Annotated in this window: 15 protein-coding genes and 1 pseudogene; 6 read left to right on the top strand and 10 right to left on the bottom strand. The window is 63.9% G+C overall.

The window, feature by feature from the left end; all coding sequences use genetic code 11:
- Positions 1–139: 139 nt before the first annotated feature.
- The 7 genes from Q4G20_RS12780 to Q4G20_RS12750 form a co-directional block, all read right to left on the bottom strand.
- Positions 140–1099 (bottom strand): succinylglutamate desuccinylase/aspartoacylase family protein, encoded by a 960-nt coding sequence (locus Q4G20_RS12780; protein ID WP_303343841.1) that lies wholly within the window; start codon positions 1097–1099, stop codon positions 140–142.
- Positions 1099–1959: an N-formylglutamate amidohydrolase gene (locus tag Q4G20_RS12775; protein WP_303343840.1), complete on the bottom strand. Its 861-nt coding sequence runs from the start codon at positions 1957–1959 to the stop codon at positions 1099–1101. Before Q4G20_RS12775 ends, Q4G20_RS12780 begins: the two co-directional genes overlap by 1 nt.
- Positions 1956–2954 carry an ABC transporter ATP-binding protein gene (locus tag Q4G20_RS12770; RefSeq protein WP_303343839.1) on the bottom strand — a complete coding sequence of 333 codons (999 nt, stop codon included), beginning with the start codon at positions 2952–2954 and terminating at the stop codon, positions 1956–1958. Before Q4G20_RS12770 ends, Q4G20_RS12775 begins: the two co-directional genes overlap by 4 nt.
- Entirely contained in the window at positions 2951–3928 is a 978-nt protein-coding gene (locus tag Q4G20_RS12765; protein ID WP_303343838.1) for an ABC transporter ATP-binding protein, read from the bottom strand. Before Q4G20_RS12765 ends, Q4G20_RS12770 begins: the two co-directional genes overlap by 4 nt.
- Complete coding sequence (locus tag Q4G20_RS12760; RefSeq protein ID WP_303343837.1) at positions 3925–4980, bottom strand: ABC transporter permease; 1056 nt, start codon at positions 4978–4980, stop codon at positions 3925–3927. The genes Q4G20_RS12765 and Q4G20_RS12760 overlap by 4 nt, the downstream gene beginning before the upstream one ends.
- The gene (locus Q4G20_RS12755) at positions 4977–5951 is read right to left on the bottom strand and encodes an ABC transporter permease (protein ID WP_303343836.1); all 975 of its coding nucleotides are present in this window, start codon (positions 5949–5951) and stop codon (positions 4977–4979) included. Before Q4G20_RS12755 ends, Q4G20_RS12760 begins: the two co-directional genes overlap by 4 nt.
- A gap of 75 nt (positions 5952–6026) precedes the next feature.
- Positions 6027–7646 carry an ABC transporter substrate-binding protein gene (locus tag Q4G20_RS12750; RefSeq protein WP_303343835.1) on the bottom strand — a complete coding sequence of 540 codons (1620 nt, stop codon included), beginning with the start codon at positions 7644–7646 and terminating at the stop codon, positions 6027–6029.
- Between the two features lie 126 nt (positions 7647–7772).
- On the opposite strand from Q4G20_RS12750, the gene Q4G20_RS12745 reads away from it, so the two are divergent.
- Entirely contained in the window at positions 7773–8681 is a 909-nt protein-coding gene (locus Q4G20_RS12745) for a LysR substrate-binding domain-containing protein (protein WP_303343834.1), read from the top strand.
- A gap of 166 nt (positions 8682–8847) precedes the next feature.
- Here the strand turns inward: Q4G20_RS12745 and Q4G20_RS12740 are convergent, their stop codons facing one another.
- The 3 genes from Q4G20_RS12740 to Q4G20_RS12730 form a co-directional block, all read right to left on the bottom strand.
- On the bottom strand, positions 8848–9120 hold the full coding sequence (locus Q4G20_RS12740; RefSeq protein ID WP_303343833.1) for a hypothetical protein: 273 nt from the start codon (positions 9118–9120) through the stop codon (positions 8848–8850).
- 149 nt (positions 9121–9269) lie between these two features.
- Positions 9270–9746 (bottom strand): hypothetical protein, encoded by a 477-nt coding sequence (locus Q4G20_RS12735; protein ID WP_303343832.1) that lies wholly within the window; start codon positions 9744–9746, stop codon positions 9270–9272.
- On the bottom strand, positions 9698–10204 hold the full coding sequence (locus tag Q4G20_RS12730) for an L-lactate permease (protein WP_303343831.1): 507 nt from the start codon (positions 10202–10204) through the stop codon (positions 9698–9700). Before Q4G20_RS12730 ends, Q4G20_RS12735 begins: the two co-directional genes overlap by 49 nt.
- 263 nt (positions 10205–10467) lie before the next feature.
- Here Q4G20_RS12730 and Q4G20_RS12725 point away from each other — a divergent pair, with 263 nt between their 5' ends.
- The 5 genes and pseudogenes from Q4G20_RS12725 to Q4G20_RS12710 form a co-directional block, all read left to right on the top strand.
- The gene (locus Q4G20_RS12725) at positions 10468–10713 is read left to right on the top strand and encodes a hypothetical protein (protein ID WP_303343830.1); all 246 of its coding nucleotides are present in this window, start codon (positions 10468–10470) and stop codon (positions 10711–10713) included.
- A gap of 216 nt (positions 10714–10929) precedes the next feature.
- The gene (locus Q4G20_RS12720) at positions 10930–12375 is read left to right on the top strand and encodes a PLP-dependent aminotransferase family protein (protein ID WP_303343829.1); all 1446 of its coding nucleotides are present in this window, start codon (positions 10930–10932) and stop codon (positions 12373–12375) included.
- Positions 12376–12806: 431 nt separating this feature from the next.
- Entirely contained in the window at positions 12807–14171 is a 1365-nt protein-coding gene (proS, locus tag Q4G20_RS12715; RefSeq protein ID WP_303343828.1) for a proline--tRNA ligase, read from the top strand.
- Positions 14119–14298, top strand: a complete 180-nt coding sequence (locus Q4G20_RS13665; protein WP_368660806.1) for a hypothetical protein — start codon at positions 14119–14121, stop codon at positions 14296–14298. The genes proS and Q4G20_RS13665 overlap by 53 nt, the downstream gene beginning before the upstream one ends.
- Positions 14299–14585: 287 nt before the next feature.
- Positions 14586–14726, top strand: a pseudogene (locus tag Q4G20_RS12710) (integrase core domain-containing protein); the annotation flags it as partial.
- Between the last annotated feature and the right edge of the window lie 170 nt (positions 14727–14896).

Genomic DNA, 14896 nt, shown 5'->3' with positions numbered 1-14896 from the left:
TATGCAAATGCGCCTGCCGGGAAAAGACAACTCAGCCAGAACATCAGCTGTCGCCGGATCAGACGCCAAGCATCTGAATTGCCAAAGTGAATCCAAAACGCAGGCGCGCCCGAGGTCAGCCCGGACGCCCCCGCCCGCATCACCCGTCGCAAATGCGGGCCAGACGCACCGCCGTCAGCCCTGCCCATAGCCGGCGCGAGGGCATGATCAGGACCGTGGGCTGATGGGGGGCGCGGATCTCGACCGTGCCGTCGGTGCCGATCAGGGTGCCTTGGTCCAGACGTTCAAATCCGCGCCAGTCCTCGGCAAAGCGGAAATCATCGGTCTGGATCGTCACGGCCTCGGTCACGTGCAGCACGTCCGCAGCAGGACCGGGTGCGGGCGCGGCGTCGGTCAGCCCGACATGATGCAGGAAACCCGCCACGCAGGTATGGGCCACGGCCTCGGAACTGGCTGCCCAATGCTGGCCGCATTCGACCAGCACGGCGGCGCGTGTGCCGCCATCGCCGCCCAGCCCGCCATAATCGCGCATCCGCATCCCCTGCGCATGGCCGTGGTCGCGCACGATCACCGCCGGATGGCCGATGCCGCGCGCCAAGGCCACGCCGCGATCTTGCCAACCGGCCAGAGCCAGCGCCTCGGTCGGGTGCTGCATCGAATGGATGTCCAGCAGCAGGTCCACCGTATCCAGCCACGGGCGCAACTGGCGCGCGCGGGCCAGTTCCAGCGTCAGCGGACGGTCGGGATCGTCCAGCACATCCGCCGACCAGATGCGGTTCATATCCTCATCCACCCAGCGCGAGGCGTCGGGCTGGTCGGGGTCGAACGCCTCGGCTGCGGCGGTGTTGATAAAGGCCAGCGACAAACGCCCCTGACGCGGGCGAAAATCCTGCGTCAGCAGCCGGTCCAGCGCCAGCGCGCCGCAGGGTTCGTTGCCATGGACCAGCGCGGTGATGGCGGCATGGGGGCCGGGCTGGCCGCTGTCAAAGGTCCAGACATAGGGGATGCCGGTATTGCCCGCCGCATAGGCCGAAATGTCGGGCGGCGTGATTTCGACCGGATAGGGGTTCGGAAGGCCGGTGGCGGAACCTTGGCGCATTACAGACGTCCTTTGATAAAGCGGGCAATCTCGGCGCTCAGCGCGGTAAAGCTGTCGCGGATGTCGGGATAGCCGTCATTGGGCTGGCGGTCGGTTTCGGACATATAGAGACGGCGGTTCACCTCGATCTGGATCGAATGGCGGCCCCGCGCGGGGTGGCCGTGGCGGCGCACCAGCTCCACGCCTTTATAGGGGTCATTGACGGAAACGCTGTAGCCGCGACTGGCCAGCACATCGCGCACCAGCGCCGTCAGCGCGGGGTCGCAGCTGGTGCCGTCGCGGTCACCGATGACGAAATCGGGGCGCGGCGTTCCCTGCGCCTGATTGGACATGGCCGACGCGCGATCCTGCATCGAATGGCAGTCGATGTGCCAGACCTGCCCCCAGCGGTCATGCGCCGCATCGGTCAGCGCCTGCAACGCCGCATGATAGGGGCGGTGACAGCGCGTGATACGGTGATCCAGCGCCTGCGCGGGCAGCGGGCCAGCATACATCGGCGTGCCGTCGGGCGGAACGCGCGTCCAGCACAGCCCGATGCCCAGACGGCTTTTGTCGCCCGGCGCCAGCGTGACCATCGGCGTGCCATCGACGGCGGCGGGGTCCATGTCGGTTTCGGCGCGGTTGGCGTCGATATAGCTGCGCGGGAAATGCGCGTGCAGCAGCACCGCGCCATGATCCAGCGCCCCGCGCCAAAGGTCATGAACATGCGTATCCTCGGCCCAGCGCAGCCGGGTGGGATCGGCGATATGGCCGAAATCATCGGGATAATCGGTGCCGGAATGGGGGCTGTCCAGCACCAGCGGGATGGTCCAGCCGTCGCGGCCCTCGACCGTCAGAACGCCGGGGATATGGTCGGTCATTGAACACCTTTGTCAAGCAAATGGCAGGCAGCGGCGCGCGCGCCGTCATGGATCAGCGCCGGCACTTCGGCCCGGCAGCGCGGCACGGCAAACGGACAACGCGGGTGGAAATGGCAGCCCGGTGGCGGGGCCAGAGGGCTGGGGATTTCGCCCTTGATCGGGGCAAAGCTGCGCGCGCCGCTGTCGATGCGCGGGATTTGTTCGATCAGCGCCTGCGTATAGGGGTGGCGCGGTTCGCGGAACAGATCGCCGGTCGGGGCGATTTCGACCACGCGGCCCAGATACATCACCACCACGCGGTCGGCGATATGTTCGACCACGCCCAGATCGTGGCTGATGAACAGATAGGTCAGGCCAAGCTGCGTGCGCAAATCCTGAAACAGGTTGATGACCTGCGCCTGAATGGACACATCCAGCGCCGCGATGCTTTCATCGCAGATCAGGAATTCGGGCCGGACGGCCAGCGCGCGGGCAATCCCGATGCGCTGACGCTGCCCGCCGCTGAACTGATGCGGATAGCGGCCCGCATAAGACGGGTCCAGCCCGGCCTGCGCCAACAGCCCCGCGACATAATCCGGCATGTCCGCGCGCGTGGTGATGCCGTGGTGAACGGCGGCCTCGCCCACGATATCACGCACGGTCATGCGCGGGTTCAGCGACGACATCGGATCCTGAAAGATCATCTGGATGCGCAGCCGCCGCTGACGCGCGGCGGGGGCATCGGCGCGGGTGATGTCGGTGCCGTCATAGGTGATCCGCCCGCCCGAGGGCGGCAGCAGCCCCGCGACCAGACGGCCCAGCGTGGATTTGCCACAGCCCGATTCACCGACCAGCCCAACGACCTCGCCGCGCGCCACGGTGAAGCTGGCCCCGTCCACGGCGCGCACGCTGCTGGCGCGCAGTTCCGCACCCAGCCGCGCGGCCAGCCGTTCGATCATATCGGGGCGCCGCTCAAAGCGTTTGGTCAGACCCTCGATGGTTAACAGATCGGTCATGCTGCGCCCCCTTGCGTCAGTGGATGGAAACAGCGCAAACGCCGGTCGGGGCCGCGGACCGTCTCGGGCGGCGGGGCTGCGGTGCAGTCGGGCCGGACATGAGCGCAGCGCGGCGCAAAGGCGCAACCCGGCGGCAGGCTGGCCAGCGACGGCGCCATGCCGGGGATTTGCGCCAGCGGCTGACCGCGCCGGTTGTGGCTGGGGATCGAACCGATCAGCCCCGCCGTATAGGGATGGGCGGGCGCGGCCAGAACCGCATCGGTCGGCCCGGCCTCGACCACGCGGCCCGCATACATCACGCACAGCGTCTGAGCGAGACCCGCGACCACCGCCAGATCATGCGTGATCCAGATCATCGCCGTGCCGGTTTCGCGGCCCAGCGCCTGCATTTCGGACAGGATCTGGCTTTGAATGGTGACGTCCAGCGCCGTGGTGGGTTCGTCGGCGATGATCAGCGCCGGGCCGTTCAGCAACGCCGTGGCAATCGCCACACGCTGCCGCATCCCACCGCTGAACTGGTGCGGATAGGCGGTGATCCGTTCGGAGGGCGACGGGATGCCCACCCGCGCCAGCGCATGCACTGCACGGTCGCGGGCGGCGCGGGTGCTGACGCGTTCATGCGCCTGCACGGCCTCGATCATCTGGGTGTCGATGCGCAGCACCGGGTTCAGCGTCATCATCGGATCCTGAAAGATCATCGCAATGTCGCGCCCGCGCATGGCCCGCATCTCGCGCGCGGGCAACTGCACCAGATCACGGCCGCGAAACAGGATCTGGCCGCCGGTGATCTGACCGGGCGGGTCGATCAGCCGCAGAATCGACATACCCGTCACCGATTTGCCCGAGCCGCTTTCGCCGACAAGGCCCAGAACCTGACCTTCTTCGACGGTGAAACCGACCCCATCCACGGCGCGCACAGTGCCGGCCTCGGTCATGAAATGCGTCCGCAGGTCGCGGACCTCCAGAACGCTCATCGTCTTAGCCTCGGGTTCAGAATGTCACGCAGCCGGTCACCGACCAGATTGATGGCCGCCACCACGCCCAACAGGGCCACGCCGGGGAACATGCTCATCCAGTATTGGCCGGACAGCATGTAATCAAAGCCCGTCGCAATCAGCATCCCCAGCGACGGCTGAGTGATCGGCACGCCGACCCCCAGATAAGACAGCGAGGATTCAATCACGATCGTATTGGCGACCTGCACGGTCGAAATCACGATCAGCGGCGGGATGCAGTTCGGCAGCAGATGCCGCAGCAGGATGCGCCATGCCGGCAGGCCCAGCCCGCGGGCGGCGTCGATATATTCCTTGCGCGCCTCGGACAGGGCCGCGCCGCGCACGGTGCGCGCGTAATAGGCCCACTGCACGATGATCAGCGCCAAGATCACCTTATCCACGCCGCTGCCAAAGGCCGCCATCAGCATCAGCGCCACAAGGATCGTCGGAAAGGACAGTTGCAGATCGACAATCCGCATCAGCACCGCATCCACGCGCCCGCCCGCCCAGGCCGACCACACGCCCACCGCCATGCCAATCAGCATCGCCGTCAGGGTCGATGTCACCGCCACGATCAGCGACAGGCGCAGGCCGTAAAGAATGGCCGACCAGATGTCGCGGCCCTGCTTGTCGGTCCCCAGATGATAGGTCAGCGAACCGTCCATGCTGGCCGACCCCGGTGCCAGCACCCCATCCATAAAGTCGATCTGGTTCAGGTCATAGGGGTTCTGCGGCGCCAGTTCCGGCGCAAACAGCGCCAGCACCATGAACAGCACCAGAAAGAACAGCCCGACATAGGACGCAGGCCCCTTGAAATACGCGCCGATCCGGTCGCCCAAGATGCGCCGCCCCGCCGCCACAAGCGCCACCAGCGCGACCAGACGCGCGGGCAACGACGCCCAGCCCGGTGCCAGAAACAGCGCCAGCACGCAGCCCGCCAGCACCAGCGCAATCACCCCGGCCGAGGGCAGATACCCGCCCCACGGCGCGGCCGCACGCGCCACCGGCGCGGTTGTCACCGGCGCGCTCATGCGGCACCTGTGACGCGGACGCGCGGGTCCAGCAGCGTATAGACAATATCAACGATCAGGTTGATGACGATAAAGATCAGCACCGTCATCATCAGATAGGCAACGACCACAGGCCGGTCCAGCTGGCGGATGGAATCAATCAGCAGCTTGCCCATGCCGGGCCATGAAAAGACGCTTTCGGTCACAACGGCAAAGGCGATCATCGAACCCAGCTCCAGCCCCAGCACGGTGACAATGGGGATCATGATGTTCTTCAGCACATGCACGATCAGGATGCGGGTTTCCGACAACCCCTTCGCGCGGGCAAATTTGACGTAATCCTGCGTCAGCGCCTCTTGCGTGCCAGCGCGGGCCAGACGGATGACCAGCGACGCTTTGTAAAGCGCCAGCGTCAGCGCGGGCAGGATCATATGGCGCAGCCCGTCCATGGTGAACACCGACAGACGCAGGCCCAACACCTCGACCGTGTCGCCGCGCCCGGTTGAGGGCAGCCAGCGCAGATGCACCGCAAAGATCAGGATCAGCAGCATCCCCACCCAGAAATTCGGCAGCGAAAAGCCAAAGATCGACCCGGTCATGATCGCCCTGCCCTGCCACCGGTCCGAGGTATAGCCCGCATAAACACCCAGCGGCACACCGATCACGATGGCAAAGATCAGCCCCAGCATCGCCAGCTCCATCGTGGCGGGCATGTAATGCACGATCAGGCGCACCGCGCTTTCGCCATGAACAAAGCTGCGGCCCAGATCGCCTTGCAGCGCGTTGATGACAAAGTTGAAGAACTGCACATAGACCGGCTGATCAAAGCCAAAGCGGATCTTGGCGGCCTCGATCTCGGCGGGGGTGGCGTCGGGGGCAATCAGAATATCGACCGGGTTCCCGACCATATAGATGCCGAAAAAGACGATCACCATCATCGCCGCAACCACAAACAGCGATTGCGCGATCCGGCGTAACAGATAGACCAGCATGTGTCGTCCTGTCGCTAAGGGATAAAGGGGGGCAGCGCCCGCCGGAACGGGCGCCGCGTTCAGATCACGCCGCGCTTAGTCGGCGGGGCGGATGTGATAGGGCAGCGTGTATTGATCCACGCGCGGGGTGTAGTGGATCGTCCCCCGCATCGCCCAGGGCGTCACCTCGAAATGGATCGGCAGGACCGCGTAATCGACCGTCATCGCCTGCGTGGACAGATCGCGCAGCATGGTCTGGCGCGCGTCATCGTCCACCGTGTTCAGCGCCGTGGTCAGGCCCGCGTCGAATTCGGGGTTCGAAAAACGCCCGCCATTCGCACCGCCATAACCGCGCGACGGATCATGCGTCGCCACCAGCGCCTTGAGCGGTGACGACATCTCGCCGGTGCCGGACCCCCAGCCCGCCAGATAGGCCGAGAATTCCAGATTGTTGCGCCGCGAAAAGAACGTCGAGGACGTTGAGGCGTCGATTTCCGTCGCAACCCCCGCGCGGGTCCACATCTGGGCAATCGCTTGGCTTACCTGCGCATCGTTGATGTAACGGTCGTTCGGCGTGGCCAGCGTGATTTTGAACCCGTCAGGATAACCGGCCTCGGCCAGCAATTCACGCGCGCGGGCCGCGTCGGCTGTGGGTGCGGGCATGTCGCCTTCGGCATGGGCGCCGAACATGCCTGCGGGCAGCAATTCGCCCGCCGGGACGGCAACGCCCTGCATGATGCGATCCACAATCGCCTGACGGTCAATTGCCAGCGACAGGGCTTCGCGAACGCGCGCATCTTTCAGCGGGTTGGTATCGGCACCCGAAATCATCGGCGATTGGTCGCGGTCGCTGTCCAGATGGACATAGATCACACGGTTGGAAATGCCCTGCACCACGTCGATGCCATTCGCGGCCTCCAGCCGGGCCAGATCCTGCAAGGGCGGGTTTTCGATCAGATCGACATCGCCCGCCAGCAGCGCAGCGACACGGGGGCCATCAGCAGTCAGCGCGCGGACCGTGACCTTGTCCCACGGCGCAGGCTCGCCCCAGTAATCGGGGTTACGCTCCAGCGTGATGCCTTCGCCGCGGCGATATTGGGTCATCAGGAACGGGCCGGTGCCAATCGCGGCGCTGCCATCGTTGAAATCCTGCGTCGCGGGATAGGTCAGATCGCCGCAGCCTTCGGGCGTGAACTCAATCGCCGCGCCGTCAACGCCGTTCGCCTTGGCCGAAATAATGCCCCAGGTCGCAAATTCGACCGGCAGCAGCGGATAGGGCTGCGCGGTTTTGACGATCAGCGTGTGGGGATCCGGCACCTCGAACCCGGTCGCGGCCTTGGTATAGGTGGTGAACGGCGACGGCGAATCCGGCACATTCGGGATGCGGCAGACCGAATAAATCACGTCATAGGCATCGAAATCCGACCCGTCGCTGAATTTAACACCCTTGCGCAGGTTGAATTTCCAGGTGGTGTCGTCCACCGCTTCCCAGCTTTCGGCCAGACCGGGGCGCAGGGCCTGCGTTTCGTCGGTATCGACCAGCGATTCAAACACGCCACGGCGCAGCTGGTTGTTGGTGCCGATATTGTGGAAATGCGGATCGGCCGAGCTGGGTTCCGCCGCCACCCCGATGCGCAGCTCGGCCCCGGCCGCCGGCATGACCAGCGCCAGCGCCGTAGCGGCCGCCAGCGCAGGGATGCTGAATTGTTTATGCATGTTTTTCCTCCTGTTGGTGCCAGCCGCGCTGACATGATCACCGTAGCGGCTTGGCACCGGCGCGCAATTCAGAATACTATTCATCCAAGCTATAGAATTATTCACAAACCGCATAGGACAGCGCCGATGCCGCGAAACTGGGGCCGCCTGCGCGAATACGAAGTCATCCGCGCCGTGATGGCGACCGGATCAACCGCGGCGGCGGCGCGGCAATTGGGGGTGTCGCAGCCCTCGGTGTCGCGATCCATCGCGCAGCTGGAAGAACGGCGCGGCGTCATGTTGTTCGCGCGGCGCGGCGGACGGCTGCACCCCACGGCCGAAGCGGTGTTGCTGAACACACGGCTCGACAGCCTGTTTGACGCGCTCAGCACGATCGAGGGGCTGGACGATGGCCGATCCGGCCCCGCGACGCTGCGCCTGATCGCGCCGCCCAGCATCACACATGCCTTTTTGCCCGCTCAGATCGCGCGTTTCATCAGCGCCAATCCCGGCCAGCCGGTCAGCCTGCAAACCGCGTCATCGCGCGACATGATCGGCAGGCTTGCGGCCAATGACGCCGATCTGGGCATCACCACGGCGGAACTGACCCATTCCAAGCTGGAACGTGTGCCGTTTTATCAAGCCCTTGCGGTTTGCGTGATGCGCCACGATCACCCGCTGGCCGCGCGCGACCGCATCACGCCTGATGATCTGGACGGCACCGCCATAGTGATGATGGCGCGCGGCCAGATGATCCGCGCCCGGCTGGAACGCATCTTTGCTGGCGCCGACATCAGCCCCCGCCGCGTGGCCGAAGTCACAACCGGCGCCGCCGCCGCCGCTTTGGTGCGCGAGGGGCTGGGCCTGTCGATCCTCTGCCCGTTCCCGATCATCCACCCCAGCGAACGCGTGCTGATCACCCGCCCCTTCGCCCCCGAGATTTTGTATCAAACCAGCTTCCTGATCCCCGCGACCCGCCCCCTGAACGCCCCCGGCCGCGCCTTCATGCGCCAATTCCGCACCGCCGTTGCCGCATGGGGAAAGGCGGCGTTGTGATGGGGGGCGCGGCATCCCACGGTGTGACGCAGGATGGCTTCATGATTTTACGGCAAGCGATACTGCGGCCATCGGTAATTCTGCTGATGGTCGGCGGTTTTTTTCGCAATTCGCAGGATGATTGCGAAAGCATCATTGGACACCGGCGCGGGTTTGCCCCGCCTGTTCACCGAAAAACCACCATCAAAACCGTGCCACACACCCCCACCAGCACCGTGTTCAGGCAGACCAAGCCAAAGCCAAACCGGACCAGTGCCTGTTCTTCGGCCTTGTCGGAACGGGCGAGCCCCAGCACCAAGGCGATGATCGACAAAGACCCCAGCGCGCCATGCCCCGCGCCGCTGTTCTGCATCGCGGCAAGCCACGGCTGACCCTGCGTCGCAAGCGCGGCGACCGATGGCATGAAGATGGCATTGCCGCCCAGGTTCGACCCGGTCACATAGCCCCCAAGCCCTGCAAGTGCCGCACCAGCGGCCCCAGCATAAAGCTGTCAAGGGCAGACAAAAGCGATTGCAGGTTGACGAAGAACCCGCCCTTGAGCAGCGCCTGCGACATCAGGAGGAAGAAAAAAATCGTCGCCAGCGGTTTCTAGACCCGTTTCAGCCACGCGGAACCGAACCCGACCGCGACAGCCCGGCTGTCCTGCCGTGCCAATATCAGCACCAGAACCAGCAGCAGGGCAAGGCCGGGCGAGGCGAGCGGTTTCCATGTGATCGCCGCGCCCTGAACGATCACGGCCTGATCCAGCCCGGTCGCAAGGCCGCCCAGCTTCAGCCCCAAAATGACGCCGAAGAGGGCCAGATAGGGCCATGCCGCCCCCGGCCAGCGAGCTGATGCTTTGCGCGCACGGGCCATCAGAACACCCGCCCCCAGCGTCACGGCTCCGGCACCAACCCCCGCGATCTCGGGGCCGACGATGCGCGACAACGCAAACAGCGCCGCGACAAACACCGCCCATACTGCAATCAGCAAACCCATCGCGCGCAGGCGGAACGCACCGGCAAGGGCAAGCGCGATCAGCCCAAGGCCCCACCGATGACCGTGGCCAGCCCCAGCGTCCCCCATGGCATCACCGCCATGCCAGTCAGCGACATGCGCAAAGCCGCCGGTCGCGGAAACAGGCTGAGGAGCAGCGGCACCGTCGCAATCAGCGACACGCCAAACCCGGTCATGGACTCCAGCAACGGCGCAAGGCCCAGCACGATGAAGGCGACCTGTTGCGCGCGGCTCCACCCCAGATCGCGCACCCAATCGGCCAGCCGCTGATTGATGCCAAGGCGCTCGATCAGAATAACGAAAGCCAGCCCCGGCGCGATGACAAACGCCGTGCTGGCAAACAGAACCAGCGTGTCCAGCAGGGCGGCTTGGGCGATGCCGGACGCCTCGGGCGTGCCAAAACCCATCAGCCACAGCGCGCAGGTCAGCACAACGCCGACCAGCGCCGCCTGCACCGGGGGGCGGCGCAAGATCAGCAAACAGCTAAGCACCGCAAGAATGGGCGAGACCTGAATAAGGGCGAGCATGATGGTTATCTTTGTCTGACCTTGGGCTGGTTAAGTGGTTGGGGTGAAGACGTGGCCGATTTCAGGATGGCGCGGGCCGTCATCCCCGCAGCGCCGGTTGGGGCGGCCTATGGATGGCCAGCCGAGCTTCGGCGCAAGCGGCATCAGAAACTCGGCCAAGGCCCGGCAGATCAAGACGACCTGACAAATCCGACGAACCGGTCGAGAAAAGCCCGCGCGCCGGGCGGAGGTTCGGCATACGCAGCAATCGCCATGACATCGGCATGGCCGAGCCGCGCGTCTTTGAGCACGGCGATCCGCCCGGCCATCAACTTGGCACAATCCGGCTCGTCGCGGGCCGTTCTGGTCAGAGCCACAAGCCCGGTCGCCCGCATCCGTTTCTGTCAGATTTCGGGCAACAGAACGCCTTTCACATGAAGGAAGGCCATCTTCATGCCGCGATCTTAGTGCCGATTGGCCCGCCACATGATGCGCGGCGGGCGCGCAGGATTGCGCACCCGGATTACTAAGATGATCTTTCAAACCGCTGATATTTGGGAACATTCTACTCCTCCGGGGATTTACCAATCGGCCACCCGAAGTCGATTGGTAGCGCCCCTCGCCATCCCTGACGAGTGACAGGTGATTGACAAAAACAGGACACAGATGATCCAATAGAATAGGTTTTTACGGTTTATTCAGATGGTTGTGTTGGGATGCGACAGGAAGGCCGCGACGGGCCTCGCATGAACCGGGGCGATCCCGCATTGACCGCGTCGCCTGCCCGACCAGGCCGTCAGGCCGAACGGCTGTGGCACACGCCGCGCGACTGGCGGTTACGACAGATCGAGGACGGGACGCTCGCACCCGGTGATCGCTTGCCGTCGCTGCGTGACCTGTCGTGCCTGTTTGGCATCAGCCTCAATACCGCGCGGCGCGCGATTGACGATCTGGTGGATTCCGCGCAGGTCATCGCCTTGCCGCGATCGGGCTATTTCGTGGCCGACAGCAACAGGACGGCCCCGGCGCTTGCACTGGACGGGGTCGATGTGCGCGTCGATCACAAGGTCGTGGCGATGATGGAGCAGGCAAGGCGCGGGGATTTGCTGCCGCTCGCCTCGGCGGTTCTCAGTCACAGTCTCGTGCCGACCGCGCTGTTAGGGCGCTGCATGGGGGCAGTCGCCCGCGCGCAGAACAGCGCCGCCGGGTTCATTCCGCCGCCGGGGGATCTGGAACTTCGCCGGCGCATTGCCGGGCTGATGGTCCTGCGCGGGGTGGATTGCACCGCCGACGACGTGCTGGTGACCGCTGGCGACACCGTCGCGATGGAGCTGGCCCTGCTGGCCGTCGCCCGCCCCGGTGATTGCGTCATCGTCGAAGACCCGACCTATTTCGGCATATTGCAGGCCATCGAACATGTCGGGATGCGCGCCGTCCCGATCCGGGTGGGGGCGGACGGCATCGACCTTGACCAGGTGGCCCGCGCGCTGCGAACGCGCCCGCCTGCGGCGATTTTCCTGAACCCGACGCTGCATAACCCCTGCGGCTTTGTGATGTCTGACGCGTCGCGCCGACATCTGGTCGCGTTGGCCAAGGTCGCAGGTGTCGCGATCATCGAAGGTGACGTGTTCCATGATCTTCTGCCCGAAGGGCAGAAAGTCGCGCCGATCAAGGCATTGGCCCCCGGTAACGTGCTTTATTGTTCGTCCTTTACCAAGACCGTCGCGCCCGGCTATCGCGTCGGCTGGTGTCTGCCGGGGCGCCATTACCCGGCAGTGCTGGCGCAGATGCATGGGCGCAATCTGTCGGTGTCCAGCCTGCCGCAGGCGGTGCTGGCTGAGTTCCTGCGCCGCGACTATCATGCGGCGCATGTCGCGCGATTGCGCGGCCGCTTCGCGCAATCTTCGGCTGGCTTCGCGCGGCTGGTATCGGCGCATTTTCCCGCAGAGACACGCTACCATGCGCCGGTGGGGGGCTTTGTTCACTGGGTCGAACTGCCGGCGACAATCGACATGGAAACCTTCCACCGAGATGCCGAAGCACTTGGCATCGCCATTGCGAAAGGTGACATGTTCAGCCTTGGCGCGGCGGGCCGTCACAGCCTGCGGTTCTGCCTCTCTGGCCCGCTGGATTCGGATGTCACCCGCGCGCTGATGGATCTGGGTGCGCTTGCCCACAGGTTGCAAGGCTGACATTGTTGCAGGTCCATAACCATTCGGCGGCATGGAACGGCCCTGCACCGTGCCGCCCGGTTCGCCAAGTGATGCCTTCGCCGGGGTTCAGTTCCCGCATATCCTGCGCTGGCCGTTTCTGGTGCTGTCATTGGCGGGAGCGCCCCCATCGGGTGATCGGGTTTGATTGTTCGTGCATCACGGGCCGTTGGTCCATCGGCAGGATGCTTTGATCCGGTGCCGTGTCTTCCCCGCGATGAAACCCGGGCCGTTGTCGGAGCGGATGTCATCCGGTGGGCCACGCAGGATGACCCTCACACAAAGATGCCCCCTGATTACCCGCGCATTCGCCCCTTGGCCGGACCCAAGGCAAACGCCGGTAGATTCAGTTGCAACCAGATAGACACCAAGAAAATACGACCGTTGTAAAGAATCACAGGTGCAGACAGGCCATGAGCAGACGAAAAGCCTTAGCGGTGACCCGGGATGAGGACTTCTCGCGCTGGTTTCAGGACGTCATAACGGCTGCAGGATTGGGCGAGCATTCGGGTGTCAGAGGGTGCATGATTATGTTGCCCTGGGGCTATGCCATCTGGGAACGAATTCAGCGCCATCTTGATGACATGATCCGGGCCACCGGCCACGACAATTGCTATTTCCCGATATTTATTCCACTTGAACTGATCGAGAAAGAGGCGGATCACGTTGACGGTTTCGCCAAAGAAATGGCCGTCGTCACGCATCATCGTTTGGTAAAAGGCGAAGATGGACGTCTTGTGCCCGACGGGAAGCTTGAAAGCCCGCTTATCGTGCGCCCGACATCCGAGGCAATGATTACGAATGCGTTTCAGCGATGGATACAGAGTTACCGGGATCTGCCGGTAAAAATCAATCAATGGGCAAATGTTGTGCGCTGGGAAATGCGCCCGCGTATGTTTTTGCGGACGTCCGAATTTCTCTGGCAAGAAGGGCATACAGCACATGCGACGGCCGACGAGGCCGACACCGAAACGCGCATGATGCTGGACTGTTATCGCCAACTTGCCGAAGATTTCATGGCGATCCCGGTGACCTGTGGGCAAAAATCTGACGGAGAGCGCTTCCCGGGTGCTGTTGAGACCCACACCATTGAAGCGATGATGCAAGACGGCCGCGCCTTGCAGGCCGGAACGTCGCACAACCTTGGCCAAAATTTTGCCACGGCAAGCGAGATTCGTTTCCTTGATCGGGATGGCGACCAGAAGACGCCCTACACCACGTCTTGGGGCGTCTCGACACGTTTGGTCGGTGCGCTCATCATGGTCCACAGCGATGATGATGGCCTTCGATTGCCGCCGCGTCTGGCACCGCAGCAGGTGGTCATCGTGCCGCTCTTGCGTGATCCTTCGCGCAATGATGAGGTGATGCAATCATGCCACGATCTGGCAAACCGGCTGCGCGCCGTTGACTTTGCGCGCGAACCGCTGCGCGTGCGCATCGACGAACGTGACATGAATCCTGCTGAAAAACGCGGGTCATGGATGAAGAAAGGCGTCCCTGTCGTTGTCGAGATCGGGCCGCGCGATATTGATGGTGGCGTGGTCATGGCCCACCGTCGTGATGCGCTGGATGCAGGTGGCGCCGTTCAAAAACGCGACGACTTTGTCAATTCGGTGGCTGCGCCTTTCGAACAGGTGCAGGCATCCATGTTTGACGCGGCTGCGGCCTTTCGCGCCGAAATGACCACTGAAGGCATCATGTCGTTCGACGACATGAAGGCGTTCTTTGAGCCGGGTCAGGGGTTTGTTATCGCCAAATGGGGGCACGGCCGAGGATGAAGAAAAGTTCAAGGATCTGAACCTCACCATAAGGTGCATTCCGTATCGTCAGAGCGGGACCGAAGGCACCTGTATCCTGACAGGCAAGCCAACAACCGTTGATGCGATCTTCGCAAAGGCGTACTGACGGGGCGCCTAATCCTCAGCAGCCGGCGTTAAGGAATGACGGCTGCCGACACCGCATTCTGAAAAAGGTCAAGGTTCCAATCATAATCGTCGGCGGCGCATCGCAGGTTCGAATCGTGCTGAGATAGACGCGCACAATCTCTGATTCGGGGGCCCCCCAGATGCCTGCCCCTGCTGCGCCTTGATGATGAAAGATCGACGGTGAAGGCCGAATTCCTCTTCGCGCTTTCTTCCACGGGTGGGTATTCGATGGAAGCCGCCAGTCCTTGCGCCGAAGTGATCCCATTGCGGATGCGCGCCGAGCTGCTCAACGCGACAATGTTCTGCAACCTAGCCCATGCGCGCGTCGTGATCGCGGCTTGGGCCGTAGCCTACACCACCGAGCGTCCCCATTCGGCCTTGGATTATCAAACCCCGGCTGGCTACGCGTCGGCCCTGACCACCGCAATCGCCCGCCCCGCTGCGCGAGATGAAAGTTCCGCGCGTCGGGCGATTACTCAACCTACGCTGACCGAGGCGCTCAACCAACCGGCAGAATGCCAGCAACCCGCGGACTCTTTGCGGCTGCTGATCGCGAAGATCGTGCTGACACCGGGAGC

This window comes from Paracoccus sp. (in: a-proteobacteria) (assembly GCF_030538495.1).
Classification (GTDB): Bacteria; Pseudomonadota; Alphaproteobacteria; order Rhodobacterales; family Rhodobacteraceae; genus Paracoccus.
This window is presented reverse-complemented; position numbering and strand designations above follow the sequence as displayed.

What these genes read in the sequence shown, in the direction of transcription:
- Q4G20_RS12770 (WP_303343839.1), bottom strand. Translation starts at nt 2,954, where the DNA reads ATGACCGATCTGTTAACCATCGAGGGTCTGACCAAACGCTTTGAGCGG.
- Q4G20_RS12720 (WP_303343829.1), top strand. Translation starts at nt 10,930, where the DNA reads ATGAACCGGGGCGATCCCGCATTGACCGCGTCGCCTGCCCGACCAGGC.
- Q4G20_RS12750 (WP_303343835.1), bottom strand. Translation starts at nt 7,646, where the DNA reads ATGCATAAACAATTCAGCATCCCTGCGCTGGCGGCCGCTACGGCGCTG.
- proS (WP_303343828.1), top strand. Translation starts at nt 12,807, where the DNA reads ATGAGCAGACGAAAAGCCTTAGCGGTGACCCGGGATGAGGACTTCTCG.
- Q4G20_RS12735 (WP_303343832.1), bottom strand. Translation starts at nt 9,746, where the DNA reads ATGGGGGACGCTGGGGCTGGCCACGGTCATCGGTGGGGCCTTGGGCTG.
- Q4G20_RS12780 (WP_303343841.1), bottom strand. Translation starts at nt 1,099, where the DNA reads ATGCGCCAAGGTTCCGCCACCGGCCTTCCGAACCCCTATCCGGTCGAA.
- Q4G20_RS12730 (WP_303343831.1), bottom strand. Translation starts at nt 10,204, where the DNA reads ATGCTCGCCCTTATTCAGGTCTCGCCCATTCTTGCGGTGCTTAGCTGT.
- Q4G20_RS12775 (WP_303343840.1), bottom strand. Translation starts at nt 1,959, where the DNA reads ATGACCGACCATATCCCCGGCGTTCTGACGGTCGAGGGCCGCGACGGC.
- Q4G20_RS12745 (WP_303343834.1), top strand. Translation starts at nt 7,773, where the DNA reads ATGCCGCGAAACTGGGGCCGCCTGCGCGAATACGAAGTCATCCGCGCC.
- Q4G20_RS12765 (WP_303343838.1), bottom strand. Translation starts at nt 3,928, where the DNA reads ATGAGCGTTCTGGAGGTCCGCGACCTGCGGACGCATTTCATGACCGAG.
- Q4G20_RS12755 (WP_303343836.1), bottom strand. Translation starts at nt 5,951, where the DNA reads ATGCTGGTCTATCTGTTACGCCGGATCGCGCAATCGCTGTTTGTGGTT.
- Q4G20_RS12760 (WP_303343837.1), bottom strand. Translation starts at nt 4,980, where the DNA reads ATGAGCGCGCCGGTGACAACCGCGCCGGTGGCGCGTGCGGCCGCGCCG.
- Q4G20_RS12725 (WP_303343830.1), top strand. Translation starts at nt 10,468, where the DNA reads ATGGCCGAGCCGCGCGTCTTTGAGCACGGCGATCCGCCCGGCCATCAA.